We start from the raw sequence: 25384 nt of genomic DNA on the forward strand, positions 1-25384 counted from the left end.
CCATAAATTTTGGCTCGAAGAGAAGTTGATAAGACGGCACCCCGCGGGGGATGCAGGGCAGACTGTAGTCGTGACGCATCATGGGCCTCATCTTTCCACTGCGGGCCCTGTCGACGGCCTTACGCCATCGTTCCATTCCGACATGACGAATTTGATCGAAAGATTTGCCCCCGATGCTTGGTTTTTTGGGCACTCCCACCGGCGGCTACGCGGCACCGTCGGGCAAACAGACCAGCGCAATGTAAGCGTGGGATACTGCAATGAATCTCATCGCTCAGAGAACGGATATTTCATCAAAACTTGTATCTGTGAGAGCTGACATGGACCCAAACGAAAACGATCTCCATATTTTGAACGCAGCGAGCCAGACGAAACCGAATGTAGTCCGAGATGCAGACCGCACCCCTTACGTTCTTGTCGCATCGCTCCCATCCGCAGTGCTCATAGAAATTGACGCTCTGCCTTCCAATGTCCCCTTTGTAGAAATCGGAGGATACCCGTGCTTGGCCTGGCTGGACTGGCACCGGTGCAGAGCGCAGTTGATATCGACGTTAATGACACGGATGACTTTGCGGTCTCTCCGTCTTGGCCTGCGTGGCCCCGAGCCTATCGACCTTGATCAGGCGCCCTCTCTTTCGCCATGGTACCCTATAAGAGATCCTGATCTTGGTGGCGCGATCCTAATCGGCATCCAAACGGGCCACCCAACTTTAGAAGGTTATCTCATTAATACCTCACGTCTCTGTGGTATGTGCTCAGAAGGAAAATGGGCGCGCACTAAAACCCGCTGGTATCAGCTAGGCGAGCGCGCCGGACCTTCCGATCTGAGGCGACTGCCTCAACAGTATGCATCATGTCTCAGCGCTCTCGGGCTCACTTTACCGGAAGTCCAACAAGATATTGCAACTGATCGGGTTTCCGCAGGGATGAGTCATGTTTGACTTCCCCGCTCTGTTACCTGTCCATTCTTGCTCTCCATCTCTCAACGATGCTGCGCAGGCTACGATTGCCATCATCGGAGGGATTTTTTGTATTGTGACTGTCCTAGTTGCGAGACGCGCGTATCACCAATCATTCAAAGCAACAGAGATCGACGATGAACATATCAGGCAGTTTGTTGAGTCAGCACCGCTATGGCGCTTAAGAGCCCTTCAGCGCACTGAGAGTGAGGGTGCCAAAGAACCAAAAGATCCACGTTCGTGAGATGCGTATGGCATTGGTGCGTGTAACCACATGTATAATGCAAACGATTTCTTCACAGGCGACGTCACCTCAGTCATGCCGTCCTTGGACGTCCGAAAGTGGTATAGTAATATAGATTCGTTTGGGCCTACGTCCTTTGCACAGGGAGTGCTCTATCACTGCATCCAAGTAGCAAAGAAGGTCTCCAAGTCAGACTGCGTCAGGTCTTCTTCGAACAACAGATCAACCGGGATATCCGGTGATGCCTCGTTGACGATACGTTCGACAGCGGACCTAGACATCCCGCTATCACCCAACCTAACCATCAGATCGATATCGGAATGGGTCCGAAAGTCTCCTTTCGCCAAGGAGCCAAACAGTTTTACCTCCAGACCTGCAGCTTGAAGCTCTGACTTGATTTCATGCCACGCCGACAGCGCTGCCTCATGGCGACTGGCGGCTCTGAATTGGATGATATCAGTCGATTTACACATACCCTCGGCCCTTCAGAGCTAGCGACATCATACGAAAACGCCAGCATCAACCGCATCAATGTAATCGATGACTTGCTGGGCCTTACCTGCTTCCACCATCTGCATCCATGACTGATGATAGCAGTTTTTGAAATCAGCGTAACTCACATCGATGTTGATTGCTTGCGCGGATATCGTGTCGCCTGAAGCCAGCCCGTCCCGCATTTGCTGACAGACCGGTACATCATCTGGCTTGCGCACATCCGCATGCCCCCATCCAATAGGGCAACGATTAAAGGCAGTACTAACGCCTTTTCCGTACCAAACCCTTCATGTCGCTATTGTCCACTTAACCATACAGCAGGGTCAACATGGGCTAGTAAAAGACGTCCATTACCGTGGTTTACGAGACCAGAATTTCTTCTGGTTGACATGACGGCGACATCTAAGTCAGCCCGCCTATTTCTACTATCTCAATATACTAAAATTTTGTCAAAGGATGAGCCACCCGAGGGCAGGCTCTTCAACACTTGATCCTTTTAATGACATTCTGAAACTCCATCACTCATCGCGGAGGGGCTGATAACCTCTCGACCTCATTCTTCAGCCTCTGAATTTCATCTTGCTGGTCGCCAATGATCCCATGGAGCTGCTTGATCTCTTCCTGGGCATGAGCTTCGAGCAGGTCGATCTCGATTTTAACTTCCTGCCGCATCTCCGCAAATGCCAGTTCCATCGCAGACCAAAGACCCGTGACTAGGTCACTTCCCATAGCCGATATATGATCAGGCATGGCCAGCGAGGCTGAGGCAATCTCTCGGGCGCGTCGCCGATGCCACTCCCGTAGAGCAGCCGCAATATCCCTGCGGGACCCCCGCCCCCTCGCTCTGAGGATCGTATCGTAACTTAGCTTGATACCCGATGCATGGAGCTCGGTACACAACGCCAATATCTCCTCTTGGACGGCCATGATTGGTACTCCGGTATAGTATGAGTACCACTTTAACCACTATGATTGAGGGTACCTATTTGTAGAAGTCGTACCATTTCCTGGAGCAGCAGCAATGGTACTGTTGCTGAATAACCGGTACCATTTACCGAAACCGCTGACAGTACCATTTATGGGTACTTTCAAGGAGGGTCGCCATCAAGGTTTTTGAGGATGCCTTGGAGCAGCTCAACCAACCGAATCCGATCAGCATCTGTTATCCCTTCTGTCAGCTTTGCTAGTTCTGCCTGTGTGATCTGCTCCGCCTGCTCCCCCAGTTCCCTCGCACGCGGCGTCAGGTGCAACAGCATCGCCCTTTTATCTTTTGATGAAGGCTCTCTCACAAGGAGCCCGTCTCGCTCCAAACGGACGGCAAGAGCACTTAGGGTGGCGGTCTCTACACGCAATACTTTGGCAACGTCGGACAAAGTCATGTCCTCACGGTCACCGACGGCACGTATAAAACCGGCAGCGCCGGCCGAAAGCCCGACGGCCCCGAGCTTTGCTTGACTTTTCTTCGCCATCGATCGGGAAATCGCAGAGCACAGTACATGGATGCGGCGGCCATGAGCCACTGTATCCGGCGCTTCACTAGGTTCCGGTTGGTTAATCATCCTACAAGTACCTTCCAAGTACCATATCTGACTGGTCCATGATGAAGCGCTGCCCAGCATGAAGGTTCCTGCCAAAAACTTTGGTTGCTTCCTATTCTTTTGCAACTCGAGCATCAACGCTGCGCAGGGTCAAACCCATTGTAGGCCTCAGCATTTGCTGAAGTCTGCGTACGGACCCGCGAAAAACTTCTTGTATTGCGAATTTGGCCCCATAATTAGTTAGGTAGCAACCTACCTAGTTGGAGCCAGCACATGCCTACCCTCGTCGCCTATACGCCTCCTCTCGACCCCATCGAACTTCGCTTCCCGGTCGTCATGACAACCGCGGAACTCGCTGCTTGGTGTCAGGTGGGGAAAAATACCGTCCCCTACATCGTCAGCTACTTTCGCCTCAACGAACTGTCTGGCGCTGCGAAAAACCATCGGTTTAGCGTGCATGAGGTCATGCGCAAAATCATCGGCGTGACACCTCTCGGCGACCCGGAGATCAAGGCTCTCCTCTATCCGCTTCAGAAGGCCTCCTGGGTGTCTGAGCGCACTGGTTTGGGCGTTTCTTCGATCAATGCAGCCATTTGCGAAAATCGTTTATTGATGCCGGCGCCGATCGCGGTGACGCCCACGCAGCCTGGCCGCACGGCAGCGCGCGGGAGGCGGTGGCTCCCCGCTCAGATCGAGGCTTATGTCAGGTGTGATCCGATCCCGTTCCAAGCAGAACGGGCGCCTCGCCCAGACCCAAAATCCCGGTCAAAACCCACGTTTGGTAACGCGTTTGAGGCAATTTGCTCCGATAACGCCGAGGCTTCCCCTTAACGCCAGTTGTAACGAACAGTCCCAAATTTCCGATTGACGGAAGTTTGCAGCGGCGCGCGTAGTGGAAACTTGAAAAGAAACCGAATAAGTAATACTCTGGATATGCCACTCCTTACCAAGGGCGATTCCGATGCAGACCACCGTGACATCCAAGGGCCAAGTGACCATCCCCAAGGCCGTGCGCGACCTTTTGGGCCTGCATGCGGGCAGCAAGGTCAGCTTTCGCCGCACCCGTGATGGCCGGGTGGAACTTGTCCCGCAAGAAGAGGGGCCGGCCAAGAGCAGTTTTGCCAAGTTTCGCGGCCATGCAGGGGCAGGGATGGATACCGACGCCATCATGGCGCTGACACGGGATTTGCCAGCGGAGCCAGATGCTTGACGCTGGTTGATACCAATGTGCTGTTGGATTTGGTGACAGACGATCCGCAGTTTGCGGATTGGTCGATTGCGCAGCTCGAAGCGGCCTCGCTGGTCGGTCCGCTGCTGATCAATGACGTGATCTATGCTGAGCTTTCGGTGCGTTATGACAGCAAAGAACAGCTTGATGCCTTCATCAGCGGCATCGGATTAAAGCGTGAGCCCATTCCTGATGCGGCGCTGTTTTTGGCCGGAAAGGTCTTTCGCAAGTACCGCAAGGCGGGCGGTACGCGCAGCGGTGTCTTGCCCGATTTCTTTATCGGTGCCCATGCGGCGGTGCGTGGTCTGCCGCTGCTGACCCGCGATCTGGGGCGCTACCGCAGCTATTATCCGACTGTCGAGATCATCGTCCCGGTTAAAGGTAAATTATAAGAAAATCTCCTTGGTTAATGATCTGGTAAGAATTTAGGCCTGAAGTTGGCAGCGTTCGAAATGGGTGGGAGCCCGAGCTTCGAGGGATGCCGATGCATATCGTTCACCTGCTTACACGCCTCCTGCGGGCCGGTTCCGAAGAGAATACGCTTGAGACCTGTCGTTGGCAGATTGCGCAGGGGCATCGGGTCTCTCTGATCCACGGTGCAGCGCCCGATCCCTATTGGGAGGATCATTTGCCGCGGGGGCTGACCCGGATCCTCCTGCCGGAAATGGTTCACCAGATCCATCCGGTGCAAGACATGCGTGCCGTGCTTCGCCTGCGCCAGATCTACCGCGCGTTGCAGCCAGACGTGATCCATACCCACCAAAGCAAAGCCGGGATTCTTGGCCGCCTCGCCGCGCGGACGGTGCCGGAGGCAGTGGTGGCGCATGGGGTTCATATCATCCCGTTCGAAGGCGTCCCCCCCGCAAAACGCAGGCTATATCTGGCGGCAGAGCGGCTGGCCGCGCGGCAAACAGACGTGTTTATCGGCGTCTCCGAAGCGGTGGGCCGGGCCTATGTCCGGGCGGGGATCGCGCGGCGCGGACGGGTCCATTGCGTGCGTTCAGGCATGGATGTCGCGCGGTTTCGCAATCCGGCGCTGCCTGCCGATTGGCGGAACTTGCTGGGCGTTACGCGCGGCAATGCGCGGCCCCGTGTGGTGCTGATGATGGCGGCGTTTGAACGGCGTAAGCGGCATATGCCTTTCTTGCAAAGCTTCGCTCGGGTGGCGGATACGTTGCCTGAACTGAAACTGCTTTTGGCGGGGGCGGGCCCTGAAGAGGCGCCCATTCGCGCGGCGGTGGAGAGCCTTGGACTGCAGGATCAGGTCGTATTCTGCGGTCATCGCGCAGACCCCGAAGCGTTGTTTGCCCTGGCGGATCTGTCGGTGCTGACTTCCGCCCGCGAAGGTCTGCCACGGGTCGCTGTCCAGTCGATTGCGGCGGGATGTCCGATGATTGTGCAGAACCTGCCGGGGATTGATGAGATTATCGATCACGGGCGCAACGGCTTGATCGCAGATGCGGGGAATATGGACGATGCGGTGCGGCGGATGTTGGAACTGCTACAAGATGATCAGCGGTTGCAGCAGTTGCGGGAGGGGGCGTTGGCCACAGATGTAAGCGCTTGGTCAGTCGATGCGCTCGGACGGCGCACCACGTCGCTTTACGGACTGCCGGTGCGTCGATCCCCCTTTGCGGCGGCTGGTCACGAAGTGGAATTGGCATGACGATCTATGTCAATGGACGGTTTCTGACGCAGCCCGTTTCAGGGGTTCAACGTCATGCGCGCGAGATATTGGGTGCCTTAGACCGCGCGCTTAGCCGATCCGCTGACCTGCGCGACCAGCTTGGCACGATAGAGGTGTTGGTGCCAAAGAGGGTCGATACGCCGGGCTGGCAGCTTTTGCGTCTGCGTCATGTACCGGGCGGGAGCGGGCTTTTGTGGGAGCAAGGCGCGCTTTGGCGGGCAAGCCGGGAGGGCGTTCTGATCAGTCTCGGCAATAGCGGCCCGCTGATTCACCGCGCCCATGTACTGTGCCTGCATGACGCTAATCTTTGGGACATACCAGACGCCTATGCTGCGCGCTATCGGCTGGGCCATCGCTTCCTGCGCCCCCGCCTTGCCCGCCGCGCGGCGGCGTTGCTGACAGTGAGCCACCATTCGGCAAAGATGTTGGCGCGACGTTTGAGCATTGACGAAAACCGCTTTCGCATCCTGCCCAATAGCGCGGATCATATGTTGCGCCTGCCACCTGCGCCCGGTGCTCCGGCACGCTATGGGCTGACGCCGGGGGGGGTACTTCCTGAGCGTTGGCAACCGCAGCCCAAACAAGAACCTGCGCGCCTTGATCGCGGCACATGCCGCCTGTGGCACCAAGGTGCCACCTCTGGTCCTCGTAGGTAGCGATGTGCCGGGTCTTGTGGCCGAGGAGGTGGGCGATACTGGCCGGGTCAGAGCGCTTGGCCGGGTGCCGGATTGCGATCTGCGAGGGCTCTATGAAGGAGCGTCTGCGTTAGTATTTTCCGCATTGCATGAGGGCTTTGGCATCCCACCGCTTGAAGCGATGCGCCTTAACGTGCCGGTGATCTGCGCGCGTAGCGGGGCGATGCCGGAGGTTCTGGGGGATGCGCCGCTTTGGTTCGATCCGCGGGATGAACGGGATATTGCGCGGGCGATGAGGGCTTTTGCGAGGATGGGGGAGCCGCAGCACGCAGATATGATCCGCCGCGGGACGCTCCGTGCGGATGGGTATGGCTGGGAGGCAAGCGCGTTGGCCCTTGTGGAGGTCTTGGGGGATGCCCGTAGGGGGCGGATGCGGAATGAACGGGTTTTAGAAGTAAGTAGCATCAGTGATAATCAGCATGTCGATCATGGCGGAGCCGCATAGATTTTCGCGCGTAGGTGAAGAGTTGCCCTAAGATGAAAGGGCACGCTAGGTTAAGCGTTCAAGGCGATAAAGGTCGCGAAGGGGGCTCATCTGATTAATTACTGCGGCCTAGTGTGGCTTAGCTTGACCCCCTCAACGCAGGCAGTCCGACACCGGTGGCGTCAAACCCTCCGTCGGAGGCGACCACCTGCCCGGTGACATAGCTCGCGCGGTCGCTGGCGAGAAAACATATGACATCCGCGATCTCGCGTTCTGTTCCATAGCGGTTGAGGGGGATCGCGTCATGGTAGGCCGCGCGTATTTCCGGGGAATGAACCGCCAGCGCAAGTTTCGTGTCTACGGGGCCGGGGCAGACGCAGTTTGCACGGATTCCGAACTCGCCGAGTTCCGCCGCCTGCTGTTTGGTGAGATGGATAACCGCGGCTTTGGATGTTCCATAGGCGATACGCAAGGTAGAGGCGCGCAGGCCCGAGATTGATGCAATGTTAATGATAGCGCCGCCTCTGACAGACAAGAGCTGCAGACAGGCTTGGGACATCAGAAACACGCCATCAAGGTTGGTTTCCATAACGCGCCGCCAGCGGGCGAAGTCGGTTTCTGCCAGCGGCCCGAAGTCAGCGACGCCTGCGTTGTTCACCAGAATGTCGAGGCGTCCGCATGTCTGTTCGACTTCCGCTACGGCCTGCGCGACTTGCTGGGGGATCGACACGTCACAGATGATGGCCAGCGCCCCGGGGAGGGTGGCCGCCGCATTCGCAAGCTCCTCCCCATCGCGGTCGAGCATGACGACCCGCTTGCCTTCTGCGTGAAAGAGGGTTGCGGTTGCGAGACCGATGCCGCGTGCGGCACCTGTGACGAGGGCAACGGTATCGTTCATTTTAGAACCTCAGGCAGGAACAGAGACAATGCAGGGACCGCCGCCACGATGGCAAGGCCGATGACACTGACCAGCAGAAATGGCAGAGCGGCGCGGGCGATGCGCTCTAACGGCTGCCGCGTGATGTTTGCAGCGACGTATAGATTGATCCCGACCGGCGGCGTGATGAGGCCGATGGCAAGGTTTACCATCACCAGCACTCCAAACCACACCGGATCCCAGCCAAGCTCGCGTACCACAGGCATGAAGATCGGCAGCGAGATGAACATGACCGTAACGGGGTCCATAAACATGCCCGCAATCAGCAGGATCAGCATGATCACCATCAAGATCACCCCACCATTGTCCGACAGGCCAAGCAGTTGGCCGGAATATTGCCCGACGAGGTCTTCGACAGTTACGACCCATCCGAACAGGCTTGCATAGGCCACCACCAGCATGACCACTGCAGAGGAGGACGCGGCTTCGGTCAATGCATCGTAGAGAGCGCGGATTGTCAGCGTGCGATAGGCGAAGGCCCCGACAGCTATGGCGTAAACAGTGGCGACCAAGGCAGCCTCGGTGGGCGTGAAGATACCTGAATAGATTCCGCCGAGGATGACGACTGGCGTCATCAAGCCCCAGAAGGACTCGCGAAAGCTCTGCCCAAGATCGCGCCAATATCCGTTGCTGGAAGGGACGGGGGAAAGCTTGTCCAGCCCCTCACGGTTGGTCGACTTGATGAAGGGCAGGACGACCAGCATCAACACCCCCATGAAGAGGCCGGGTATAATCGCCGCGATAAATAGGGCCGAGATCGAAGTCTCGGCGATAACGCCATAGATCACGAGGCCGATGGACGGAGGGATCACGATAGAGAAGGCCGCACCCGTGCAGACCAGAGCGGCAGCAGCGGCGCGGGGGTAGCCGTCTTCTTGCATGCCTTTGATGATCATAGGGCCGATGGCCGCCACAGAGGCAGGGCCGGAGCCTGAGACAGCTCCCCAAAAGAGACAGACGACTGTGCCGACGACTCCCATGCCGCCGGGTAGATTGCCGATCAGGATGCGGAAAAAGCGGATCATCCGCTCAGCGATGCCCAATGTCCCCATGAGCGTTCCTGCGAGGATGAAGAAGGGGATGGCCAGCAAAGCGTATTTGGCAATGCCGGTGGCAATCAGGTCGCCTGCAAGGTCAAAACCGAACCCGATTTGCCACATCGCATACATGGCCGAGAGACCAAGCGCAAAGGCCACGGGAACGCGCAGCGCCATGAGCAGGAAGAAGGCTACAATCATCTGGGTGCCCGCACCCATATTCAGAATATCAGACACTGGGGGTCGCCTGTGGTTCTTGCCGTGGCGGGTGCCATGTCTCTGCCGCATGTTGCAGGTAGCGGATAATGATGAGGGCAAAGCCAAAGGGCAGGCCGATCTGATACCACCAGGCAGGCACGCCGAGGGCATAGCTGCGGATGCCGCTGTCGATCTGGTTCATCAATGTGGCCCAAGAAAACCAAGCGGAAGCGGCAAGGAGCATGACTGAAAGGATGACCGACAACACGAAAACCACACGGGCCGCTGGCCGGGGTAGGAAGTCCTGCACAATGGTTACTGCTAGATGCTGGCCCCGCCGCGCGGCAATCGCAGCGCCAAAAACGGTCAGCAGCAGAAAGCCGTTGGTCAGCAGCTCTTCTGATGCCGCAAAGGAATAATGCGTGGCATAGCGTACCACAACGTTGATGAAACCGATAAGCGTCATGCCAAGAAACAGCAGGGCGCAGACGATCTTTTCGAATTCTTGCAGCAAAAACCGCATGGCTTTGACCCTCCCCGGATCGGCACAGCCCCTGAACAGGGCCGTGCCGTGGCCTTAGTTCGCGGGTGTCGCGGCTATGGCGTCTTGGAAGCTCCCGACGATTTCGGTGCCGACCTTGGCAGCCCAAGTGTCAAACGCTGGCTTGGTCGCTTCGCGGAAGGCGGTCAGTTCGTCTTCGGATGGCTCATAGACCTCCATGCCTTTGTCGCGCAGGAAGGCGACGCCCTCGGCGGTGCCTTTACGGGTGATCTCGCGCTGATATTCCATCGCCTCGGTCGCTGCCGCACGCATCTGGTCTTGGGTGTCCGCATCCAGATCACCCCAAACCGCGCTTGAGACGCCGAGGAAGATCGGGTCATAGGAGTAGTGCCAAGCAGTCAGATGCTTTTGTACCTCAAAGACTTGCTGGGGAATGATCACGGCCCCGATCGGGTTTTCTTGCCCGTCGACAACTCCCTGTTGAAGGGCGGTCATTGTCTCGCCCCATTGCATCTGTTGGGGATTGGCACCGAGGGCGTTCATCACATCGATGTACATCGGCCCGGCGACGCGCATGTTGAGGCCCTTCATATCCTCGGGGGTCTTGATCGGGCGGACGTTGTTGGTGACTTCGCGAAACCCGTTCTCACCCCAAGCCAGCACTTCGATGCCCTTTTCGCGCAGAATGTCCTCAAGCAACTTTGCCGGCTCGCCTTGGGTGGTTGCGTCTACTTGATCGTAGTTGGCGTAAAGATAGGGTAGCGAGAAAACAGCCATCTCCGGCACCAAGGGCGTCACATTGATTGCCGAAGTGACAACGACATCAAGTGCCCCGCGGCCCACCATCTCGGCCTGCTTCATTTGGTCGCCGCCTGACAATTGCGCATTGGGGAATACGCGGACGTCATAGGCTCCGTCTGTTTTCTCGGACAAGAGCTCACCAAATTTCTCGGCACCCTTGTGCCAAGTCGTGGTGTCGCCGGTGTTATGCGACAGGCGCAAGGTTTCAGCGCTCGCGGCGCCGGACAATATTGTGGTGGCTAAAATCGCGGCCCAGGCGGTCTTTGAAATCATCATCATAATAGTTCCTCCCTCATTGAACCATAATGTGGAACAGAGTTCGACGCTTCGAGCAAGATATTTCTTGCAATCATGGATAGAATGCGCAGATCTTTGTTGTGAAGCCTGCAAAATTGCTGAAAGAGGTCCATATTATGAACGGTGGCGATCACATGACCCCCGCCAGCGGCAGCCAAGCGGTGGACCGCGCTTTGGCGCTGTTGCAGATCACCGGGCGCGGTGCTGGGCGGGGCGTAGCGCTGTCGGAATTGATTGCTGCGTCTGGTCTGGGCAAGCCCACGGTGCGCCGTCTGATGCTTGCATTGATCCGGCGCGGACTGGTCGAGCAGGACAGCGCCACCCGGCTCTATTTTCTGGGAGAAGAGAGCTATGTCCTGGGGACTTTGGCAACTCCGCGCCATGGGCTGCTGGAGATTGCCGCGGATGCGGCTGTGCGGCTTGCCGAAGTGAGCGGCGACACGGCTTTCGTCAATATGCGCCGCGGTTCTGCCGCCGTTTGTCTGCACCGTGAAGACGGGGCCTTTCCGATCCGCACACATGCGCTCGAAACCGGGGCCCAGCATCCGCTTGGGATCGGTGCAGGCTCGCTCGCTATGCTAAGCGCTCTGCCGGATGCCGAGGTCGAAATGGTGTTGAAGGACAATGCCGAGAGAATGGCTGCGGATTACCCGGATTATGACGCGGAACTCTTGCGCAGCGATGTGGCGACGACACGGGAGCGGGGGTTTGCATTGAACCCCGGGCGGATCGTGCCGGGCAGTTGGGGTGTTGGCGTCGCGCTGCGCCGCCCCGACGGGTCCGTTGCCGGGGCCATGTCAATTGCAGCGATTGAAAGTCGAATGCTCCCGCCGCGCGACACTGAGCTGGCGGCTTTGTTAAAGCGCGAGGCGCGGGAAATTGAAATTCGGTTGGCGCGAAGACTGCCGCAGCCAGCTCTACAGGAGGACTAAGAATGACGGACCCCTATATCGTGGGCTGGGCCCATAGCGCCTTTGGCAAAAGCGAAGCCCCAGACACAGAAGCGCTCATGGCCGAGGTTACAGGTCCGGCATTAGAGCATGCAGCTGTGACGGCTGAGGATGTCGATGGCGTCTTTGTCGGGGTGTTCAACAACGGGTTTTCAGATCAAGATTTCCAAGGTGCGCTGGTGGGCATGGGGAATGAAGCCCTGGCCCGCGTACCCGCGACGCGCTTTGAGAACGCCTGCGCAACGGGGTCTGCTGCGCTACATGGGGCAATGGATTATATTGCCAGTGGGCGGGGCAAGATCGCCCTCGTGGTGGGCGCTGAGAAGATGACCGCCACACCGGGGGTGGAGGTAGGTGATATCCTGCTCGGTGCCTCTTACCGGCGCGAAGAGGCTGATGTGCGCGGCGGTTTCGCCGGGTTGTTTGGGCAGATTGCAGGTAGCTACTTCCAGCGCTACGGCGACCAATCCGAGGCCTTGGCGATGATCGCTGCCAAGAACCACCACAACGGCATGCAGAACCCTTTCGCCCATATGCAGCGGGATTTTGATGTGGCCTTTTGCAATACCGTGTCTGACAAAAACCCTCTCGTTGCGGGCCCATTACGGCGCACGGATTGTTCGCTGGTGTCAGATGGCGCGGCTGCAATGGTGTTGGCCGCTCCCGACGTTGCCGCCCATTTGCAGCGCGCGATCCGCTTCCGGGCCCGCAGTCATACCAATGAACCGCTGGCCCTGTCGCGCCGCGACATCACCCGGTTTGACGGCGCGCGGCGGGCGTGGGAGCAGGCTTTCGCGGCGAGCGGCGTAACGCTGGACGACCTGAGCCTTGTAGAGACCCATGACTGTTTCACCGTCGCAGAATTGTTGGAATACGAGGCGATGGGGCTGACCGAACCGGGGCAGGGGAGCCGCGCCATTCGCGAAGGTTGGACCGCCAAAGACGGACGGCTGCCGGTGAACCCGTCAGGGGGGCTGAAGTCCAAGGGGCACCCGATTGGGGCCACGGGCGTGTCGATGCATGTCATGGCCGCGATGCAACTGATGGGCGAAGCTGGTGGCATGCAGATTGCCGACGCAAAGCTTGCCGGGGTGTTCAATATGGGTGGGGCGGCGGTGGCATCTTATGCGTCGATCCTTGAGCGGGTGGCGTGATGCAGCCTGTTTCTACCCGCGTTATGAACCTTTCGCAGTTTCTGACCGAGTCTGCGCGGCGTTACCCTGAAGACATCGGCCTTGTTTGGGGAGAGGAAACTTGGAACTGGTCTGAGTTGGAGACCCGTGCGACCGCCTTTGCCGCTGCGCTGCGCGACCGCTATGGGCTGCGCAAAGGGGATCGCCTGTTGGTGCAATCGGCCAATTGCAATCAAATGTTCGAGGCGGCCTTCGCCTGCTGGAAGCTCGGTTGCATTTGGGTGCCCGCAAACTTTCGTCAGACGCCGGAGGAAGTTGCTTGGCTCGCCGCGTCTTCGGGTGCCAAAGGATTGTTAGCGGGAGCTGAATTTGCCGAGCATATCGCGGCATGTGACGTTGTCGCCTTCACCGTCTCAATTGGCGGTACCGGAGAGGATGACTACGAGACGCTCGTCATGGCATATGCGGATGTACCGGTCCCCGTCGTTACGGTAGACCGCGACGATCCTGCGTGGTTTTTCTTTACGTCCGGCACGACGGGGAAGCCTAAGGCTGCCGTTCTGACCCACGGCCAGTTGGCTTTTGTCATCACCAACCACCTTTGCGACCTGATGCCGGGGACGGGGCCGGATGATGCCTCTATCGTCGTAGCACCCTTGTCCCACGGCGCGGGCATCCATCAACTGACCCAAGTGGCGCATGGGGTGAAAACCATTCTCCCCGGCGGGGCAAAGTTCGACCCTGCCGAGGTCTGGCGGTTAATCGCTAAATGGCGTGTCACGAATGCCTTCACGGTGCCGACAATCGTGAAGATGTTGATCGAGCATCCTTCCGTGCACGAGCACGATCATTCCAGCCTACGTTATATGATCTACGCTGGCGCACCGATGTACCGCGCCGATCAGATCCGCGCGATTGAGGTTCTGGGCCCGGTTCTGGTGCAGTATTTCGGCTTGGGTGAAGTGACCGGCAACATCACGGTTCTGCCCCCTGCGCACCACTCTGCCGATGATGCGGCGATGCGGATCGGCACATGCGGCTTTGCGCGGACCGGGATGCAGGTTCAGGTGCAGGACGCCGAAGGGCAAGAACTCGCGCCCGGTGAGACTGGCGAAGTTGCGGTCATCGGTCCCGCCGTCTTTGCGGGCTATCACAACAACCCTGAGGCAAATGCCAAGGCGTTCCGCGATGGCTGGTTCCTGACCGGCGATCTGGGTCATATGGACGCTGAGGGGTTCCTCTATCTCACAGATCGGGCGTCTGACATGTATATTTCGGGCGGCTCCAACATCTACCCTCGCGAGATCGAAGAGAAAATTCTGCAGCACCCCGCAATCAGCGAATGCGCGGTGCTGGGAATGCCTGATCCGACATGGGGCGAGGTCGGGATCGCGGTCTGTGTGGCGCAGGGTGACACGCCAGAGGCCGCAGATTTGCTAGAGTGGTTGGGGGCCAAGGTGCCGCGCTATAAGATGCCAAAATCCGTTGTGTTTTGGGACGCTTTGCCCAAGTCCGGCTATGGTAAGATCACCAAGAAGCTGATCCGAGCAGAATTGGTCGCCCGCGGAGAGCTTGCGGGTGTCTGACGTGCCGATGGTGCAGCATCCCGGCCCGGTCTCGGCAGAACGGGTTGTCGCGATACCCTGCCAGGCAACACATCGCCGGGTCAAGTTGACGGCAGGGTTGCCACTTTTGCAAGCTATGACCGATGCCGTTGGCGGCGCGGGTGCGTGGTTTGATTTGTCAGATGTGCCCACCAAGACGCTGACCTTCGTCCGGCCCGCGCCCGCTTTGGATGATCACCATGTCGCGTGGTACAGCAGCGAAACGGTGTTGCAGGATGCCACGATCCGAAAGGCTGGTGCGCATTTGGGTCGCCGCGACGGAGAAGTATTCGCGCATGTCCACGGGCTCTGGTCTGAGGAGAACGGAACCCGCCATGCCGGGCACCTATTGGCGGAGAAAACTTTCCTGTCGACCGATCACACGGTCGACATCTGGGTGATGGAAGGGGCGATGTTCGAAACTGCGCCGGATGCCGAGACGGGGTTCACCTTGTTTCGTCCGGTTCGCACGACGCCGGTTGGCGCTCCAAACGCAGTGCTCGGAGCGATCCGGCCAAATGAGATTATCGAAGAAGGCATCGCGAAATGTGCAGGCAAGGCGGGATTGCCCGTAGCTGTCGTCAAGGGCCTCGGAAGTCTGGTTGGCGCCCAGCTGGAAGGTGAGACCGCGCTGAGAGATATTGCGACAGAGGTTCTTTTGACCGATGCCGAGCCAGAAAGTGCGATTGCAGTAGGCTTTGCGGGCTCGCCTATCTCTGGGGTTATGATCACCGGTAAGAACCGGGTGTGTGTGACCTTCGAAGTCCTTTTGCTTCTTTCTCCGACGTGAAGGATGATCAGAAATGTTAAAAATTGGCGGTGGTAGACTGAATTGACCGTGAAAACTCGCGGCCCGAAAGGAGCGCGACGTCCTTTAGTTCAGTCTGACGCGAGGTCACCTCGTGCAGGTCCTCGCGTTCTGTCTCTAAATACAACTCTGCGTTACAACAACGTTTCGTAAGAAGGTAAAAGGCGCGCCCATGCAAGTTTGGAAAATTGCGATTACGTCCCCCACCGGCACCTTCGATGCCACACTTAATATCGACGCAGAGTGTTCCCCACTTGTCGGAGAGATGCGCGCGAAAAACGGTTCAGGCCCGATGAACGATCTGAAGCTCAACTCTGACACGATCGAATGGGCCACAAAAATCGAGCGGCCCATGCCGATGAAACTTGCGTTCAAAGGTAAGCACGATGTGCAGGAGATGTCGGGGACAGTTAAGTTTGGTATCTTTGCCTCGGGTACGTTTTCCGGAGTTTTGGCGTAAACGTCGCGCGGGTTTGGGCTGCTTAGGAACTGATTAGCGGTCTGGTACCTAATGCCATTCTTGCCCTCCATGATCGGCGCACGCCAGCCTAAGTGCGCCCGCTGAGCTCATAGGCGTTGATCGCTGAGTTGAACCCGGTGATCCAGCAGCCCTTATTGAAAGCGGTCGTCATCTCATCGCGCACGCGTTTTCTTTCGGAAAGCGCCTGATCGAGATTGTTTGAAAGCAGGTCGCCGATGTTTTCAGGGATTTTTATGTGGAGAGCCACGGTTGTATCTTCACTCTCGCCGTTCGATCCTTTGGCGAGGCCTGTCACTCGCTTAGAACCCAAAGTCCAATCCGCTACGATACGGTCCGACGCGACACCTGCGTTGATGCCCTCCATTTTGCCATAGTAATCTAGCAAATAGGTGTTCGCCGTCGCACCAAGCCGCGCGATGTTGAGGTTGGCGTTGATGCGGCGCAGAGGGTCGAAGGTCCAACGGACCGAGGTGATACCGCGCGCCAGACACCAGTCGCGTTGATACCATTTCAGTCGTGCGCCCAGCCCCATCCCCCGGCTGTCGGGGTGGACGGCGAGGCGGTGGGAATGCTGCACCTGCGGATCCTTGGTCGGAAACCCAAAGAGAAACCCGAGCATCCGCCCTTCGACAAAGGCTCCTGCGACCAATCCGCCTTCGTGTTGGATCGCAAGCATCAGGTCGGAATTATCCGCCGGGTCATCCGCCCCCCAAACGGCGCGCTGGAAATCCTCAGCGCGTTTGAGTTCGGCCACGCCGTCAAGTTCACGCAGTTCAACCTCGGTCTTCACGGCAGTCATGGGCAGATCATCTCGAAATGGCTGGTGACGGTCTTCATGTAGTCCCGATCCAGCGTGACCCCGATCCCCCCGCCATTTTTTGGCACCGGCATTTCGCCATAGGCGGCCTCAAGCGGTTCGTTCACGATGTCGCGTTTGAAATAGCGGCTGGCGCTGGAGGTGTCCCCCGGTTTGGTGAAATTTGCGAGCGTGGCGAGATGGATGTTATGCGCCCGACCAATCCCGGCCTCCAGCATGCCACCACACCAGACCGGCGCTCCGAAGGCGGCGCTGACGTCATGGATCGCGCGGGCAGCGGCAAAACCGCCGGCACGGCCCACCTTGATATTGATGACCCGCGCCGCCCGCATCTCAAGTGCCTTGCGGGCATCGACAGCGTTGCGGATGCTCTCATCAAGACAGATCGCCGTTTTCAGCGCCGCTTGCACCTGTGCGTGGTCGTGGATGTCGTCGAAGGCGAGCGGCTGTTCGATATAGTCGAGGTCGAATTCGTCGAACCGGCGCAGTAAGGCGAGGTCTTCAAGCCCGTAATCGGTATTGGCGTCGACCGTCAGCTTGATGTCGGGGTAGCGCGCACGCACGGCGTCGAGCAGTGCCACGTCATGGCCCTTGGCGATCTTCAATTTGGTGCGTTTATAGCCCGCTGCCTGCGCCTCGGCGATCCGTTCGAGTGTGACCTCAACGCTACCGATGCCAATACTCACACCCACATCCACCGCATCGCGCACCCCGCCAAGCGCCGCCTTGAGCGGAAGTCCGAGGCTCTTTGACCAGAGATCCCAAAACGCCATTTCCACGACGGCTTTGGCCATCCGGTTGCCGCGCCATGGGGCGAGGATCGGCTCCAACTCATAGGGCGAGGCGAACCGCTTGCCGACGATCCGGGGCAGCAGGACATCGCGCAGGAAGGCCATTGCGGCGGGGATTGTCTCTTCGAGGTAGTCGGGAATTTGGTCCATCACCGCTTCGGCGATGCCTTCAATCCCCTCGCCCTTAAGCACCAAAAGCGGGAAAGTCTTGTCGGTCAATGTCTGGTTGGAGATCACAAAAGGGGTGATGAGCGGCAGGCTGACGATATGCAGCTCAGCCGCTTCGATCAGGATGCCGCGGCCGGTAAATGCGGGGTTTGTATTGTGCTGTGACATGGAAACTCGCTGGATCAAAAGGGCAGGGCGCTACTTCACATTGGCGATGAAACGCTGAAAAACTTCGGTTTGCGGGTTGGTGAACATCTGCTCGGGCGTCCCGCGCTCGGCGATGCGGCCCTCGTGCAGGAACACCACGTTGGAGGAGACATCGCGGGCAAAGGCCATCTCATGGGTGACAACGATCATCGTGCGCCCTTCGGCGGCGAGCGACTGCATGACCTTCAGCACTTCGCCCACCAGTTCGGGATCAAGCGCGCTGGTCGGCTCATCGAAGAGGATCGCATCCGGCTCCATCGCCAGCGCCCGCGCAATGGCCACGCGCTGCTGTTGGCCCCCGGAAAGCTGGGAAGGGTACATGTCCATCCGGTCTTGCAGGCCCACCCGCTCCAAGAGCGCTTGGGCGGCGGCGCGGGCTTTGGGCTTTGGCGTGCCTTTGACCTGCACCGGGCCTTCCATCACGTTTTCCAAGGCGGTGCGGTGGCTCCACAGATTGAACTGTTGAAACACCATGCCCAAGCGGCTGCGCACCGTTTCGATATGACGCGCACTCAGCGGCTTGCCATCGCGCACCTGTATTTCCTCACCATGCACTGTGACCGTGCCAGAGGTGGGGGTCTCAAGGAAATTCAGACAGCGCAGAAAGGTGCTTTTGCCGGAGCCGGATGAGCCGAGGATCGAGATCACATCGCCTTCCCGCGCCTCAAGTGAGATGCCCTTAAGCACCTCCACTGCGCCGAAGGATTTACAGATATCCTCGGCTTTCAGGATGATGTCGGCCTCGCTCATGGCTTTGGTCCTTCCGGGGGAGAGAGTATGGAGCGGCCCGTGCTGCGCGGCCCGATGTGGCGGCTCAGGCGTGTCTCGCCCTGTCGCCAGAGCAACACGAAGATCGCGGTGATGCAGAGGTAGATCAGCGCCGCCCAGAGATAGATCGAGAAGTCGAAAGTGCGTGAGAAGATCTGCCGCGTACGGCCCATGATGTCGAAGACGGTGACAACGCTGGCCAGCGCGCTGGCCTTCATTAGCAGGATGATCTCATTGCCAAGCGCTGGCCATGCGATGCGGTAGGCATGGGGGAAGGTCACGCGGCGCAGGATTTGCGGACGCGTCATGCCGATGGCCTTGGCCGCCTCAATCTCACCGCGCGCCACGCCCATGATCCCGCCGCGCAGGATTTCTGTCTGATAGGCCGTCGAGTTCAGCGCGAAGGCCAATAGGGCACAGTTGAACGGGTCGCGGAAAAAACTCCACAGCCCCCATTCCTGCAAAAACGGGCGGAATTGGCCGGAGCCGTAGTAGATCAAGAACAATTGCCCCAAGATCGGCGTACCCCGCATAAAGGAGATATAGAGCCGCAGAGGCGCCTGGGCGACGGGGCCGGTATTGGCGCGGATCAGGGCAAGGCCGGGGGAAAAGAGGGCGGCGATCAACGCCCCCAGAAAGGTGAGCTTGAGGGTCATCAAAGTGCCATCAAGCAGGCGCGGCCAATATTCCACCATGATGTCAAACGGGTTCATCTCAGACCCTCCGAATGCCGCGATTGGCGCGGCGTTCCATATGGGCCAAGACCACTTCCGACAGGACGCAGAGCACCCAGTAGATCAGGCAGGCCAGCAGGTAGAAAGTGAAGGGCTGCTTGGTCACGCCAACGGCGACTTTGGTCATGCGCATCAGGTCGTCCAGCGCGATGATCGACACCAGCGCCGTGTCTTTGAGCATGTTGATCCATAGGTTTCCAAGACCGGGCAGCGCAAAGCGCCAGACCTGTGGCAGACGGATGCGAAAGAAGATTTTGCCCGGTGACATGCCAATGGCGCGTCCCGCTTCCATCTGCCCTTCGTCGAGCGATTGGAACGCGCCGCGCAGCACCTCGCCCGCAAAGGCGCCAAAGACCATGGCAAGCGCTGTCACCCCGGCGGCAAAGGGGCTGAATTCGATATTGGTGCCGCCCGGATTCCACCAGACGGCCAGTTTGTTCAGCAATAGCCCAACGCCGTTGTAAACCACAAAGAGCGTCAGGATTTCCGGCAGGCCCCGCATGATCGTGGTGTAGCCAAAGCCAATGGCCCGCAACCCCGCGTGGCGGGACATGGAGGCAAAGGCCGCGACAAAACCGATCAGCAGACCCACGGGAAGCGTCACGATGGCAAGCTGCATCGTGATCGCCAAACCCGCGAAGATTTCATCCCCCCAGCCGGCATCGCCGTAAGAGAGCAACTCAAACATAAAAGGCTTCCGATTGGGGGGAGGCTGTCATCATTTCATCGTGTAGACGTCGATGTCGAAATACTTGTCGTTGATGGTTTTATAAGTCCCATCAGCGCGCATCTCGGCCAAGGCGGCGTTCAGCTTTCCACGCAACTCGTCGTCCTCCTGACGCAGCGCGATGCCCACGCCTTCACCGACAAAGGCCGGATCGGTGATCGGATCGCCAGCCAATTCGCAGCAGGCGCCGTCTTCGGTCTTGGTTGTCCAGTCCAGCATCGGCAGCATGTCACCCACCTGCATGTCGATCCGTCCGCTGGCCATGTCGAGGTTGACCTCATCCTGCGTTGGATAAAGCCGCACATCCGCATCGGGGTAAGTCGTCTCGATATAGTCGGCCTGCGTGGTGCCGGACTGTGCGCCGATGACCTTATCGGCAAGGGCTTCATTGGTGAATTCAGTGATGTCAGACCCTTTCGGCACGACATTGGTCATCGCGGCGAGGTAGTAAGGGTCGGTGAAATCCACCTGCTTCTTACGCTCTTCAGTGATGAACATCGACGCGATGATGAAGTCGTATTTGTTCGCCAACAGACCCGGAATGATCCCATCCCAATCCTGTGCGACGACTTCGCACTCCTCGCCGATCCGCTTGCAAAGTTCCTGACCGATCTCGACATCGAAACCGGCGATCTTGCCGTCCGCTTCAATGTAGTTGAACGGAGGGTAGGCGCCTTCCGTGCCCAAGCGCAAAGTCTCGGCAAAGGCGCCGGTAGAAAGGCTGGTGGCAAAGGCCAGCGTAGAAAGCGCCGTGGCCAGTTTGAGTTTAGGTGTCATCGTGTTCACTCCTGTTGGGTTTTTCTGTGTCGTTTCTCCGTTTGGCGCCCTGTCGCGCAGGGCGGTCGACATGGCCGGTAAAGCGACCATAGAGATCGGCAATCCGGTTAAGCCTGCCCTCTACCTCGGACCCAAGCTGTAGAAAGACGCTGTGGATCAGCAGGTTGGACAGGCTCGCCATCTGGGCTGTCGAATCCCAGAATTGGTTGAACTGCGTGGGCACCGCGAACACCAGATCCGCCACCTCATGGCCCCAGTCACAAAAGACATCTGTAATAAGTGTGACCGTCACCCCCGCCGCGCGGGCCTCTTCGGCGAGGCTTTTGGCCAAGACCGAATAGCGCCGCGCCTCGAAAATCACGAGGTGGGCAGGGCGGTCGGTCAGCAGGACTTCGGCAAAGTTCCCGCCTGCGAGGTCAAGCAACGTAACCCCGTCGCGGATATATTGCATCTGGTTGGCGAAATACTGAGCAAGGCCGCGTTCCGTCTGAAAACCGGCGACGAAGACATGCGCGGTCTTCGCCAAGCGTTCCGCCTCTTGGTGCCATTCGGCACTGCCTGCCAATTCGTAGATGCCGACGAGTGCCGCAATCTCAAGCTGCAGGCCGTGATTGAGCTGAGCACTGTCTACATTGCCACCCTTACGCATTTCTTGAAGCCGTTCAGACATCAACCAAGGGTCGTCACCCATATCGTGCTTGAGGTGATCCTTCAGGTCGCGAAAGCTATCATAGCCGATGGAACGGCAGAACCGCCCGACGGTGGCTTCGCTCACCTTTACCGACCGCGCGATGCTTGCGGCGGTTTCAAAAGGCAAGCCTCCCCAAGAATCCAGCATGTAGCGGGCCAAAAGGCGGTCTGCTTTGGTCCCTTCTTCGAAGACACCTTCTAGTTGAGCTCTGATTGAGGTGTGCAACGGGGCCTCCGAAATTCTCATTACGGAAAGAATGAAAGTAATCTTTCATTATGTCAATAATGATATGTATCGCTCATTGAGGTCGTGGTTTGGGGGCGGATTTGTGTGGGTCAACGTTTGATTGAGGGGCCTTTGTCGGGAGGGTGGAGATTTCCCGCGTTATTCAAAACATCCGAGACTTTCGAATCAGCAGCCTGCTGATTTGCACACAAAAAGCTCCCATACGGTGCTGCGCCACCTTTGCTCACGGCAATTCGACCTTGGGTTTGCTGCATTGGACAAAGATCACCCTGCCGTAGTGCGCCGCGCTCTGTTCTCTGCGCCGATGTTGGGCGTGCTTCCCCTCGGCTATGAGTTGGAACAGAAAATCCTGCTTGAGCCGGGGGATTTTGATCAGCGTTCGTTCATCGCACTGGCGCAGAAATCGGAACCTGCTCTGAAACAGGTTTGTCGATCAACTGACCCTTGGCTAGTAGCCCCCTCGCCGATGACAGAGATTAATCGTATTCGGCGAGCTTACACATCGTCGTCGGTTTCTTGCTCGGAAATCGCGTCACTTGAGGCCGACCGGTACCGCATCTACAAACTGAGTGGCGAAAGAAATTCAGATACCAACGAAAGACTCTAGGTCTGACTGCGTGAGGTCTTCTTCGAAAAACAGATCAACCGGGATATCACCTGATGCCTCGTTGACGATACGCTCGACAGCGGATCTGGACATCCCGCTGTCCCCCAATCTGACCATTAGATCGATATCGGAATGGCTTCTAAAGTTCCCCTTGGCTAGGGAGCCAAACAGTTTCGCATCCAGACCTGTAGCTGCAAGTTCCGACTTGATCAAAAACCACGCCGATAACGCCGCCTCATGGCGGCTGGCGGCTCTGCGCTGGATGATATCGGCCGATTTACACATAACCTTGGCCCTCCCGATTTGACGACATCATGTGAGAGCGCTAGCATCAACCGCATTGATGATTTGCTGGGTCTTACCTGCTTCAACCATCAGCATCCTCGTCTTTTCATCAAAGCCTGGCGAAGCACTGAGAAATATTATGCGTGAGCTAATGCTTGGCTCTCAACAGGTGCTTCGATCTTTGCGAGCACATCATTTGCGATCGTCAAGTTGTTGCCCAGCCAGCTGACTGATTGTAGCAAGTGCCGATGATCAGCCAAACCTCCCAACCCCGCTTAAAAGGCTACCGCTTCCCACGGTCCATCGTTTCCTACGCTGTTTGGGCATACCATCGCTTTGCGCTCAGCTTGCGGGACGTTGAGGACCTCCTTGCCGAGCGCGGTGTCACTGTAATCTATGAAACCATCCGGGCATGGGTCGGAAAATTTGGGGCGCAGATAGCGAAGCGTGTCCGAGCGGCACGCAGACAACCCACCGACAAATGGCATTTGGACGAAGTGGTGATCACGATCCGGGGCAAGAAACATTGGCTTTGGCGCGCCGTCGACAGCAACGGTGAAATACTCGATATTCTGGTGCAAACCCGCCGAAATGCCCGTGCTGCCAAGCGGTTTATCTCCAGGCTGATCGCCCGCTGGGGCATGCCGCGTGTCATCATAACCGACAAGTTGCGTAGCTACAGTGCCGCCCTACGCAAGCTTGGGTTGGCCGTGGACCATCGAGCGCACAAAGGGCTGAACAATCGCATCGAAGGGTCGCACAGGCCGACACGGAAACGAGAGAAGATCCAGGGCCGGTTCAAATCCGCCCGCCAAGCGCAGAGGTTTCTGGCTGTCCATGATGAAACCGCGAACCTGTTCCGCCCTCGTCGCCATACAATGACCGCAACAACTTTCCGCCAGAAACGAGCTGACGCATTTTGTGAATGGGCTGGATGCGCCAGTGAGATCGCGGCTTGAACTGGAGTAAACCGCCAATTTCTTAACATACGGCAACAACTTGACGATCCCGGACCAACTGCTCGACTTGAATGAATTCGACGTCGCGGTGCTGGCGGCCATTGCTTACCATCAGCAGATCACACGTGACAGACTGAAGGATATTTTTGGGAAAGAGATCAGCCGCGATTTAATTGGCCGTTTGCATGCGCGCGATTTGATTGGAACGGGCCCACGAAGCCCGCAGCGGGGCGCGCCATACACCTTTGTGGGGTCCGTTGCATTAACTGCCCGACCACCGCAAGTTCCTTGGGTTGGTAATGATGGGGGGTCCGATGGCACAGCGCAAGAATCCGTTCAAGCGGCATCGTTTCCCTCGGGAGATCATCCTTCTAGCGGTGCGCTGGTACTGTCGCTACCCGCTGTCGTGCCGCGACGTCCGCGATTTGCTGGCCGAGCGCGGGGTGACGGTCGATGCCTCCACGATCCACCGCTGGGTCAGGAAGTTCGGCCCCGAGATCCGCAAACGGGCCTATGGTGGCCATCGTTCCTGGCGAGGGCTGCAATGGCATGTCGATGAGACCTACATCCGCGTCGGTGGTCGCTGGTGTTATCTTTGGCGCGCCGTCGATCAGCTCGGCCAGTTGATCGATTTTCGGCTGACGGCGCGGCGAAATGCCAAGGCTGCAAGGGCGTTTCTGCGGCAAGCCCGAGAGACCGTTCGCCTGTATCAGCCCCTGACCATCGTCACTGACAAGGCGCACAGCTACGCCAAGGTGATCGGCGAGATCAACGACCGGCTCGGGCCAGAGCACACAATCCGCCATGTCGATCGTAAGTACCTGAACAACCGGATTGAGAGCGATCATGCTGCAATAAAACAGCGGCTGCGACCGATGCGTGGCTTCCAGACCATGGCTGGCGCAAAGGCCGCGCTCGCCGGGATCGAAACCTTCCGCACCATCCGCAAGGGTCAGTTCGTAAGCTGCAGGACCGGAGTTGAAAACGAGATCGACTTCGTCGCCAAACTCTTCCCGGAAGCCGCTTGATGATCGCAGTTCCTGCTCTTACTGCGCCGAAGCGGCGTTAATGCAACGGACCCCTACAAGCAGATGATTACGGAATGCGGTGCGTCCGATATCATTTACTCAGACCAGTTCACCGGGGTTTGGGGGAACTACCTCAAGCCGTCACTTATCGCCGCGGGGCTCGACCCCGACAACCTAACGCAGACGGGAGCAGCGGATATGAACTTCGATACCGGTGCAGATAGGCCCAAGCGATGGACAGACATCTGGGGCGCCGGCCAAGGCATCGGCGCAGTAAAGAAGGTCGTGCCAGCATCCAATCTGATAGATAGGATCGCCGCAGAGTATGTCGCTGCGACCGATCGTCTTTCTGCACAGGTTGCTCGTTTTGGATGAGCGGATCGATATAGCCAGATGTGACAATTTGACATGGTCGGCACCCGGTCGGATGCCGCCGGTGTCCGAAATCGCGATGGAAGGCGCTAGCGGACGATAAAGAAAATAACACATAATTCATACTATAAGCGATCTTTCTGTAGCTGGGGCGCGCGCTACCCCCAAGTGCGACTCTTGTTAGAAAAC

32 protein-coding genes and 1 pseudogene are annotated in these 25384 nt (G+C 58.0%); 17 read left to right on the top strand and 16 right to left on the bottom strand.

Annotated elements, in window-relative coordinates; translation table 11 throughout:
* Positions 1-563 precede the first annotated feature (563 nt).
* A complete protein-coding gene (locus O4H31_RS19700; protein WP_419723617.1) occupies positions 564-941 on the top strand; it encodes a DUF6634 family protein in 378 nt (125 codons plus the stop codon).
* Between the two features lie 417 nt (positions 942-1358).
* Here the strand turns inward: O4H31_RS19700 and O4H31_RS18590 are convergent, their stop codons facing one another.
* The 4 genes from O4H31_RS18590 to O4H31_RS18605 all read right to left on the bottom strand — a co-directional run bounded on the left by O4H31_RS18590 (position 1359) and on the right by O4H31_RS18605 (position 3257).
* Positions 1359-1676 carry a nucleotidyltransferase family protein gene (locus tag O4H31_RS18590; protein ID WP_269348025.1) on the bottom strand — a complete coding sequence of 106 codons (318 nt, stop codon included), beginning with the start codon at positions 1674-1676 and terminating at the stop codon, positions 1359-1361.
* Positions 1677-1703: 27 nt separating this feature from the next.
* Positions 1704-1916 carry a hypothetical protein gene (locus O4H31_RS18595; RefSeq protein WP_269348026.1) on the bottom strand — a complete coding sequence of 71 codons (213 nt, stop codon included), beginning with the start codon at positions 1914-1916 and terminating at the stop codon, positions 1704-1706.
* Between the two features lie 304 nt (positions 1917-2220).
* On the bottom strand, positions 2221-2625 hold the full coding sequence (locus O4H31_RS18600; RefSeq protein ID WP_269348027.1) for a DNA-binding protein: 405 nt from the start codon (positions 2623-2625) through the stop codon (positions 2221-2223).
* A gap of 161 nt (positions 2626-2786) precedes the next feature.
* Positions 2787-3257 carry a MarR family winged helix-turn-helix transcriptional regulator gene (locus tag O4H31_RS18605; RefSeq protein WP_269348028.1) on the bottom strand — a complete coding sequence of 157 codons (471 nt, stop codon included), beginning with the start codon at positions 3255-3257 and terminating at the stop codon, positions 2787-2789.
* Positions 3258-3509: 252 nt separating this feature from the next.
* On the opposite strand from O4H31_RS18605, the gene O4H31_RS18610 reads away from it, so the two are divergent.
* The 6 genes from O4H31_RS18610 to O4H31_RS18635 all read left to right on the top strand — a co-directional run bounded on the left by O4H31_RS18610 (position 3510) and on the right by O4H31_RS18635 (position 7291).
* Positions 3510-4067 carry a hypothetical protein gene (locus O4H31_RS18610; RefSeq protein ID WP_269348029.1) on the top strand — a complete coding sequence of 186 codons (558 nt, stop codon included), beginning with the start codon at positions 3510-3512 and terminating at the stop codon, positions 4065-4067.
* 130 nt (positions 4068-4197) lie between these two features.
* A complete protein-coding gene (locus O4H31_RS18615; RefSeq protein ID WP_269348030.1) occupies positions 4198-4446 on the top strand; it encodes an AbrB/MazE/SpoVT family DNA-binding domain-containing protein in 249 nt (82 codons plus the stop codon).
* Positions 4443-4856, top strand: coding sequence for a type II toxin-antitoxin system VapC family toxin (locus tag O4H31_RS18620; protein WP_269348031.1), 414 nt, complete (start codon positions 4443-4445; stop codon positions 4854-4856). The genes O4H31_RS18615 and O4H31_RS18620 overlap by 4 nt, the downstream gene beginning before the upstream one ends.
* A gap of 92 nt (positions 4857-4948) precedes the next feature.
* Positions 4949-6130 carry a glycosyltransferase gene (locus O4H31_RS18625; RefSeq protein WP_269348032.1) on the top strand — a complete coding sequence of 394 codons (1182 nt, stop codon included), beginning with the start codon at positions 4949-4951 and terminating at the stop codon, positions 6128-6130.
* The gene (locus O4H31_RS18630) at positions 6127-6807 is read left to right on the top strand and encodes a hypothetical protein (RefSeq protein ID WP_269348033.1); all 681 of its coding nucleotides are present in this window, start codon (positions 6127-6129) and stop codon (positions 6805-6807) included. The genes O4H31_RS18625 and O4H31_RS18630 overlap by 4 nt, the downstream gene beginning before the upstream one ends.
* Positions 6749-7291 carry a glycosyltransferase gene (locus tag O4H31_RS18635; protein ID WP_269348034.1) on the top strand — a complete coding sequence of 181 codons (543 nt, stop codon included), beginning with the start codon at positions 6749-6751 and terminating at the stop codon, positions 7289-7291. Before O4H31_RS18630 ends, O4H31_RS18635 begins: the two co-directional genes overlap by 59 nt.
* Before the next feature lie 118 nt (positions 7292-7409).
* On the opposite strand, the gene O4H31_RS18640 is transcribed toward O4H31_RS18635, so the two are convergent.
* The 4 genes from O4H31_RS18640 to O4H31_RS18655 are packed head-to-tail and all read right to left on the bottom strand — an operon-like array spanning position 7410 to position 11024.
* Positions 7410-8168 carry an SDR family NAD(P)-dependent oxidoreductase gene (locus tag O4H31_RS18640; protein WP_269348035.1) on the bottom strand — a complete coding sequence of 253 codons (759 nt, stop codon included), beginning with the start codon at positions 8166-8168 and terminating at the stop codon, positions 7410-7412.
* Complete coding sequence (locus O4H31_RS18645) at positions 8165-9481, bottom strand: TRAP transporter large permease (protein WP_269348036.1); 1317 nt, start codon at positions 9479-9481, stop codon at positions 8165-8167. The genes O4H31_RS18640 and O4H31_RS18645 overlap by 4 nt, the downstream gene beginning before the upstream one ends.
* Positions 9474-9965 (bottom strand): TRAP transporter small permease, encoded by a 492-nt coding sequence (locus O4H31_RS18650; RefSeq protein ID WP_259986425.1) that lies wholly within the window; start codon positions 9963-9965, stop codon positions 9474-9476. The genes O4H31_RS18645 and O4H31_RS18650 overlap by 8 nt, the downstream gene beginning before the upstream one ends.
* Before the next feature lie 54 nt (positions 9966-10019).
* Positions 10020-11024 carry a DctP family TRAP transporter solute-binding subunit gene (locus tag O4H31_RS18655; protein ID WP_269348037.1) on the bottom strand — a complete coding sequence of 335 codons (1005 nt, stop codon included), beginning with the start codon at positions 11022-11024 and terminating at the stop codon, positions 10020-10022.
* A 134-nt stretch (positions 11025-11158) separates the two neighbouring features.
* On the opposite strand from O4H31_RS18655, the gene O4H31_RS18660 reads away from it, so the two are divergent.
* From O4H31_RS18660 to O4H31_RS18680, 5 genes are all read left to right on the top strand, one after another.
* Complete coding sequence (locus tag O4H31_RS18660; protein WP_259986423.1) at positions 11159-11974, top strand: IclR family transcriptional regulator; 816 nt, start codon at positions 11159-11161, stop codon at positions 11972-11974.
* Between the two features lie 2 nt (positions 11975-11976).
* Positions 11977-13146, top strand: coding sequence for an acetyl-CoA acetyltransferase (locus O4H31_RS18665; protein WP_269348038.1), 1170 nt, complete (start codon positions 11977-11979; stop codon positions 13144-13146).
* Entirely contained in the window at positions 13146-14711 is a 1566-nt protein-coding gene (locus tag O4H31_RS18670) for an acyl-CoA synthetase (RefSeq protein ID WP_269348039.1), read from the top strand. Before O4H31_RS18665 ends, O4H31_RS18670 begins: the two co-directional genes overlap by 1 nt.
* Before the next feature lie 115 nt (positions 14712-14826).
* A complete protein-coding gene (locus O4H31_RS18675; RefSeq protein WP_269348040.1) occupies positions 14827-15519 on the top strand; it encodes a hypothetical protein in 693 nt (230 codons plus the stop codon).
* A 190-nt stretch (positions 15520-15709) separates the two neighbouring features.
* Positions 15710-15997, top strand: coding sequence for a hypothetical protein (locus O4H31_RS18680; protein ID WP_269348041.1), 288 nt, complete (start codon positions 15710-15712; stop codon positions 15995-15997).
* An 88-nt stretch (positions 15998-16085) separates the two neighbouring features.
* Here the strand turns inward: O4H31_RS18680 and O4H31_RS18685 are convergent, their stop codons facing one another.
* Genes O4H31_RS18685 through O4H31_RS18715 form a run of 7 tightly spaced genes read right to left on the bottom strand, consistent with a single transcriptional unit; the run spans position 16086 to position 21944 of the window.
* Complete coding sequence (locus tag O4H31_RS18685) at positions 16086-16817, bottom strand: GNAT family N-acetyltransferase (protein ID WP_269348042.1); 732 nt, start codon at positions 16815-16817, stop codon at positions 16086-16088.
* Entirely contained in the window at positions 16814-17962 is a 1149-nt protein-coding gene (menC, locus tag O4H31_RS18690) for an o-succinylbenzoate synthase (RefSeq protein ID WP_269348043.1), read from the bottom strand. The genes O4H31_RS18685 and menC overlap by 4 nt, the downstream gene beginning before the upstream one ends.
* Before the next feature lie 30 nt (positions 17963-17992).
* A complete protein-coding gene (locus tag O4H31_RS18695; protein WP_269348044.1) occupies positions 17993-18751 on the bottom strand; it encodes an ABC transporter ATP-binding protein in 759 nt (252 codons plus the stop codon).
* Positions 18748-19482, bottom strand: coding sequence for an ABC transporter permease (locus tag O4H31_RS18700; protein WP_269348045.1), 735 nt, complete (start codon positions 19480-19482; stop codon positions 18748-18750). The genes O4H31_RS18695 and O4H31_RS18700 overlap by 4 nt, the downstream gene beginning before the upstream one ends.
* 1 nt (position 19483) lies before the next feature.
* Complete coding sequence (locus O4H31_RS18705) at positions 19484-20191, bottom strand: ABC transporter permease (RefSeq protein ID WP_269348046.1); 708 nt, start codon at positions 20189-20191, stop codon at positions 19484-19486.
* A gap of 30 nt (positions 20192-20221) precedes the next feature.
* A complete protein-coding gene (locus O4H31_RS18710) occupies positions 20222-21007 on the bottom strand; it encodes an ABC transporter substrate-binding protein (RefSeq protein ID WP_269348047.1) in 786 nt (261 codons plus the stop codon).
* Complete coding sequence (locus tag O4H31_RS18715; RefSeq protein ID WP_269348048.1) at positions 20997-21944, bottom strand: MurR/RpiR family transcriptional regulator; 948 nt, start codon at positions 21942-21944, stop codon at positions 20997-20999. Before O4H31_RS18715 ends, O4H31_RS18710 begins: the two co-directional genes overlap by 11 nt.
* 181 nt (positions 21945-22125) lie before the next feature.
* Here O4H31_RS18715 and O4H31_RS18720 point away from each other — a divergent pair, with 181 nt between their 5' ends.
* Positions 22126-22551 (top strand): LysR substrate-binding domain-containing protein, encoded by a 426-nt coding sequence (locus O4H31_RS18720; RefSeq protein ID WP_269348049.1) that lies wholly within the window; start codon positions 22126-22128, stop codon positions 22549-22551.
* On the opposite strand, the gene O4H31_RS19665 is transcribed toward O4H31_RS18720, so the two are convergent.
* Positions 22528-22836, bottom strand: coding sequence for a nucleotidyltransferase domain-containing protein (locus tag O4H31_RS19665; protein WP_331283706.1), 309 nt, complete (start codon positions 22834-22836; stop codon positions 22528-22530). The genes O4H31_RS18720 and O4H31_RS19665 overlap by 24 nt on opposite strands.
* A gap of 248 nt (positions 22837-23084) precedes the next feature.
* Here O4H31_RS19665 and O4H31_RS18730 point away from each other — a divergent pair, with 248 nt between their 5' ends.
* The 4 genes and pseudogenes from O4H31_RS18730 to O4H31_RS18745 all read left to right on the top strand — a co-directional run bounded on the left by O4H31_RS18730 (position 23085) and on the right by O4H31_RS18745 (position 25198).
* Complete coding sequence (locus O4H31_RS18730) at positions 23085-23795, top strand: IS6 family transposase (RefSeq protein ID WP_269348050.1); 711 nt, start codon at positions 23085-23087, stop codon at positions 23793-23795.
* A gap of 46 nt (positions 23796-23841) precedes the next feature.
* Positions 23842-24045 (top strand): annotated as a pseudogene (locus O4H31_RS18735) (SMC-Scp complex subunit ScpB); the annotation flags it as partial.
* 64 nt (positions 24046-24109) lie between these two features.
* On the top strand, positions 24110-24823 hold the full coding sequence (locus O4H31_RS18740) for an IS6 family transposase (RefSeq protein WP_259985885.1): 714 nt from the start codon (positions 24110-24112) through the stop codon (positions 24821-24823).
* Between the two features lie 198 nt (positions 24824-25021).
* Positions 25022-25198 (top strand): hypothetical protein, encoded by a 177-nt coding sequence (locus tag O4H31_RS18745; protein WP_269348051.1) that lies wholly within the window; start codon positions 25022-25024, stop codon positions 25196-25198.
* Positions 25199-25384 lie beyond the last annotated feature (186 nt).

The sequence above is a fragment of the Sulfitobacter dubius genome (assembly GCF_027214245.1).
Classification (GTDB): Bacteria; Pseudomonadota; Alphaproteobacteria; order Rhodobacterales; family Rhodobacteraceae; genus Sulfitobacter; species Sulfitobacter dubius_A.

Bases quoted from the DNA above. Each gene is read 5' to 3' on its own strand.
- O4H31_RS18610 (WP_269348029.1), top strand. From the start codon at position 3,510: ATGCCTACCCTCGTCGCCTATACGCCTCCTCTCGACCCCATCGAACTT.
- O4H31_RS18665 (WP_269348038.1), top strand. From the start codon at position 11,977: ATGACGGACCCCTATATCGTGGGCTGGGCCCATAGCGCCTTTGGCAAA.
- O4H31_RS18660 (WP_259986423.1), top strand. From the start codon at position 11,159: ATGAACGGTGGCGATCACATGACCCCCGCCAGCGGCAGCCAAGCGGTG.
- O4H31_RS18650 (WP_259986425.1), bottom strand. From the start codon at position 9,965: ATGCGGTTTTTGCTGCAAGAATTCGAAAAGATCGTCTGCGCCCTGCTG.
- O4H31_RS18615 (WP_269348030.1), top strand. From the start codon at position 4,198: ATGCAGACCACCGTGACATCCAAGGGCCAAGTGACCATCCCCAAGGCC.
- O4H31_RS18670 (WP_269348039.1), top strand. From the start codon at position 13,146: ATGCAGCCTGTTTCTACCCGCGTTATGAACCTTTCGCAGTTTCTGACC.
- O4H31_RS18710 (WP_269348047.1), bottom strand. From the start codon at position 21,007: ATGACACCTAAACTCAAACTGGCCACGGCGCTTTCTACGCTGGCCTTT.
- O4H31_RS18730 (WP_269348050.1), top strand. From the start codon at position 23,085: ATGATCAGCCAAACCTCCCAACCCCGCTTAAAAGGCTACCGCTTCCCA.
- O4H31_RS18740 (WP_259985885.1), top strand. From the start codon at position 24,110: ATGGCACAGCGCAAGAATCCGTTCAAGCGGCATCGTTTCCCTCGGGAG.
- O4H31_RS18715 (WP_269348048.1), bottom strand. From the start codon at position 21,944: ATGAGAATTTCGGAGGCCCCGTTGCACACCTCAATCAGAGCTCAACTA.
- O4H31_RS18695 (WP_269348044.1), bottom strand. From the start codon at position 18,751: ATGAGCGAGGCCGACATCATCCTGAAAGCCGAGGATATCTGTAAATCC.
- O4H31_RS18605 (WP_269348028.1), bottom strand. From the start codon at position 3,257: ATGATTAACCAACCGGAACCTAGTGAAGCGCCGGATACAGTGGCTCAT.
- O4H31_RS18625 (WP_269348032.1), top strand. From the start codon at position 4,949: ATGCATATCGTTCACCTGCTTACACGCCTCCTGCGGGCCGGTTCCGAA.
- O4H31_RS19665 (WP_331283706.1), bottom strand. From the start codon at position 22,836: ATGTGTAAATCGGCCGATATCATCCAGCGCAGAGCCGCCAGCCGCCAT.
- O4H31_RS18590 (WP_269348025.1), bottom strand. From the start codon at position 1,676: ATGTGTAAATCGACTGATATCATCCAATTCAGAGCCGCCAGTCGCCAT.
- O4H31_RS19700 (WP_419723617.1), top strand. From the start codon at position 564: ATGACTTTGCGGTCTCTCCGTCTTGGCCTGCGTGGCCCCGAGCCTATC.
- O4H31_RS18685 (WP_269348042.1), bottom strand. From the start codon at position 16,817: ATGACTGCCGTGAAGACCGAGGTTGAACTGCGTGAACTTGACGGCGTG.
- O4H31_RS18655 (WP_269348037.1), bottom strand. From the start codon at position 11,024: ATGATGATGATTTCAAAGACCGCCTGGGCCGCGATTTTAGCCACCACA.
- O4H31_RS18700 (WP_269348045.1), bottom strand. From the start codon at position 19,482: ATGAACCCGTTTGACATCATGGTGGAATATTGGCCGCGCCTGCTTGAT.
- O4H31_RS18640 (WP_269348035.1), bottom strand. From the start codon at position 8,168: ATGAACGATACCGTTGCCCTCGTCACAGGTGCCGCACGCGGCATCGGT.
- O4H31_RS18705 (WP_269348046.1), bottom strand. From the start codon at position 20,191: ATGTTTGAGTTGCTCTCTTACGGCGATGCCGGCTGGGGGGATGAAATC.
- O4H31_RS18675 (WP_269348040.1), top strand. From the start codon at position 14,827: ATGACCGATGCCGTTGGCGGCGCGGGTGCGTGGTTTGATTTGTCAGAT.
- O4H31_RS18745 (WP_269348051.1), top strand. From the start codon at position 25,022: ATGAACTTCGATACCGGTGCAGATAGGCCCAAGCGATGGACAGACATC.
- O4H31_RS18630 (WP_269348033.1), top strand. From the start codon at position 6,127: ATGACGATCTATGTCAATGGACGGTTTCTGACGCAGCCCGTTTCAGGG.
- O4H31_RS18680 (WP_269348041.1), top strand. From the start codon at position 15,710: ATGCAAGTTTGGAAAATTGCGATTACGTCCCCCACCGGCACCTTCGAT.
- O4H31_RS18600 (WP_269348027.1), bottom strand. From the start codon at position 2,625: ATGGCCGTCCAAGAGGAGATATTGGCGTTGTGTACCGAGCTCCATGCA.
- menC (WP_269348043.1), bottom strand. From the start codon at position 17,962: ATGTCACAGCACAATACAAACCCCGCATTTACCGGCCGCGGCATCCTG.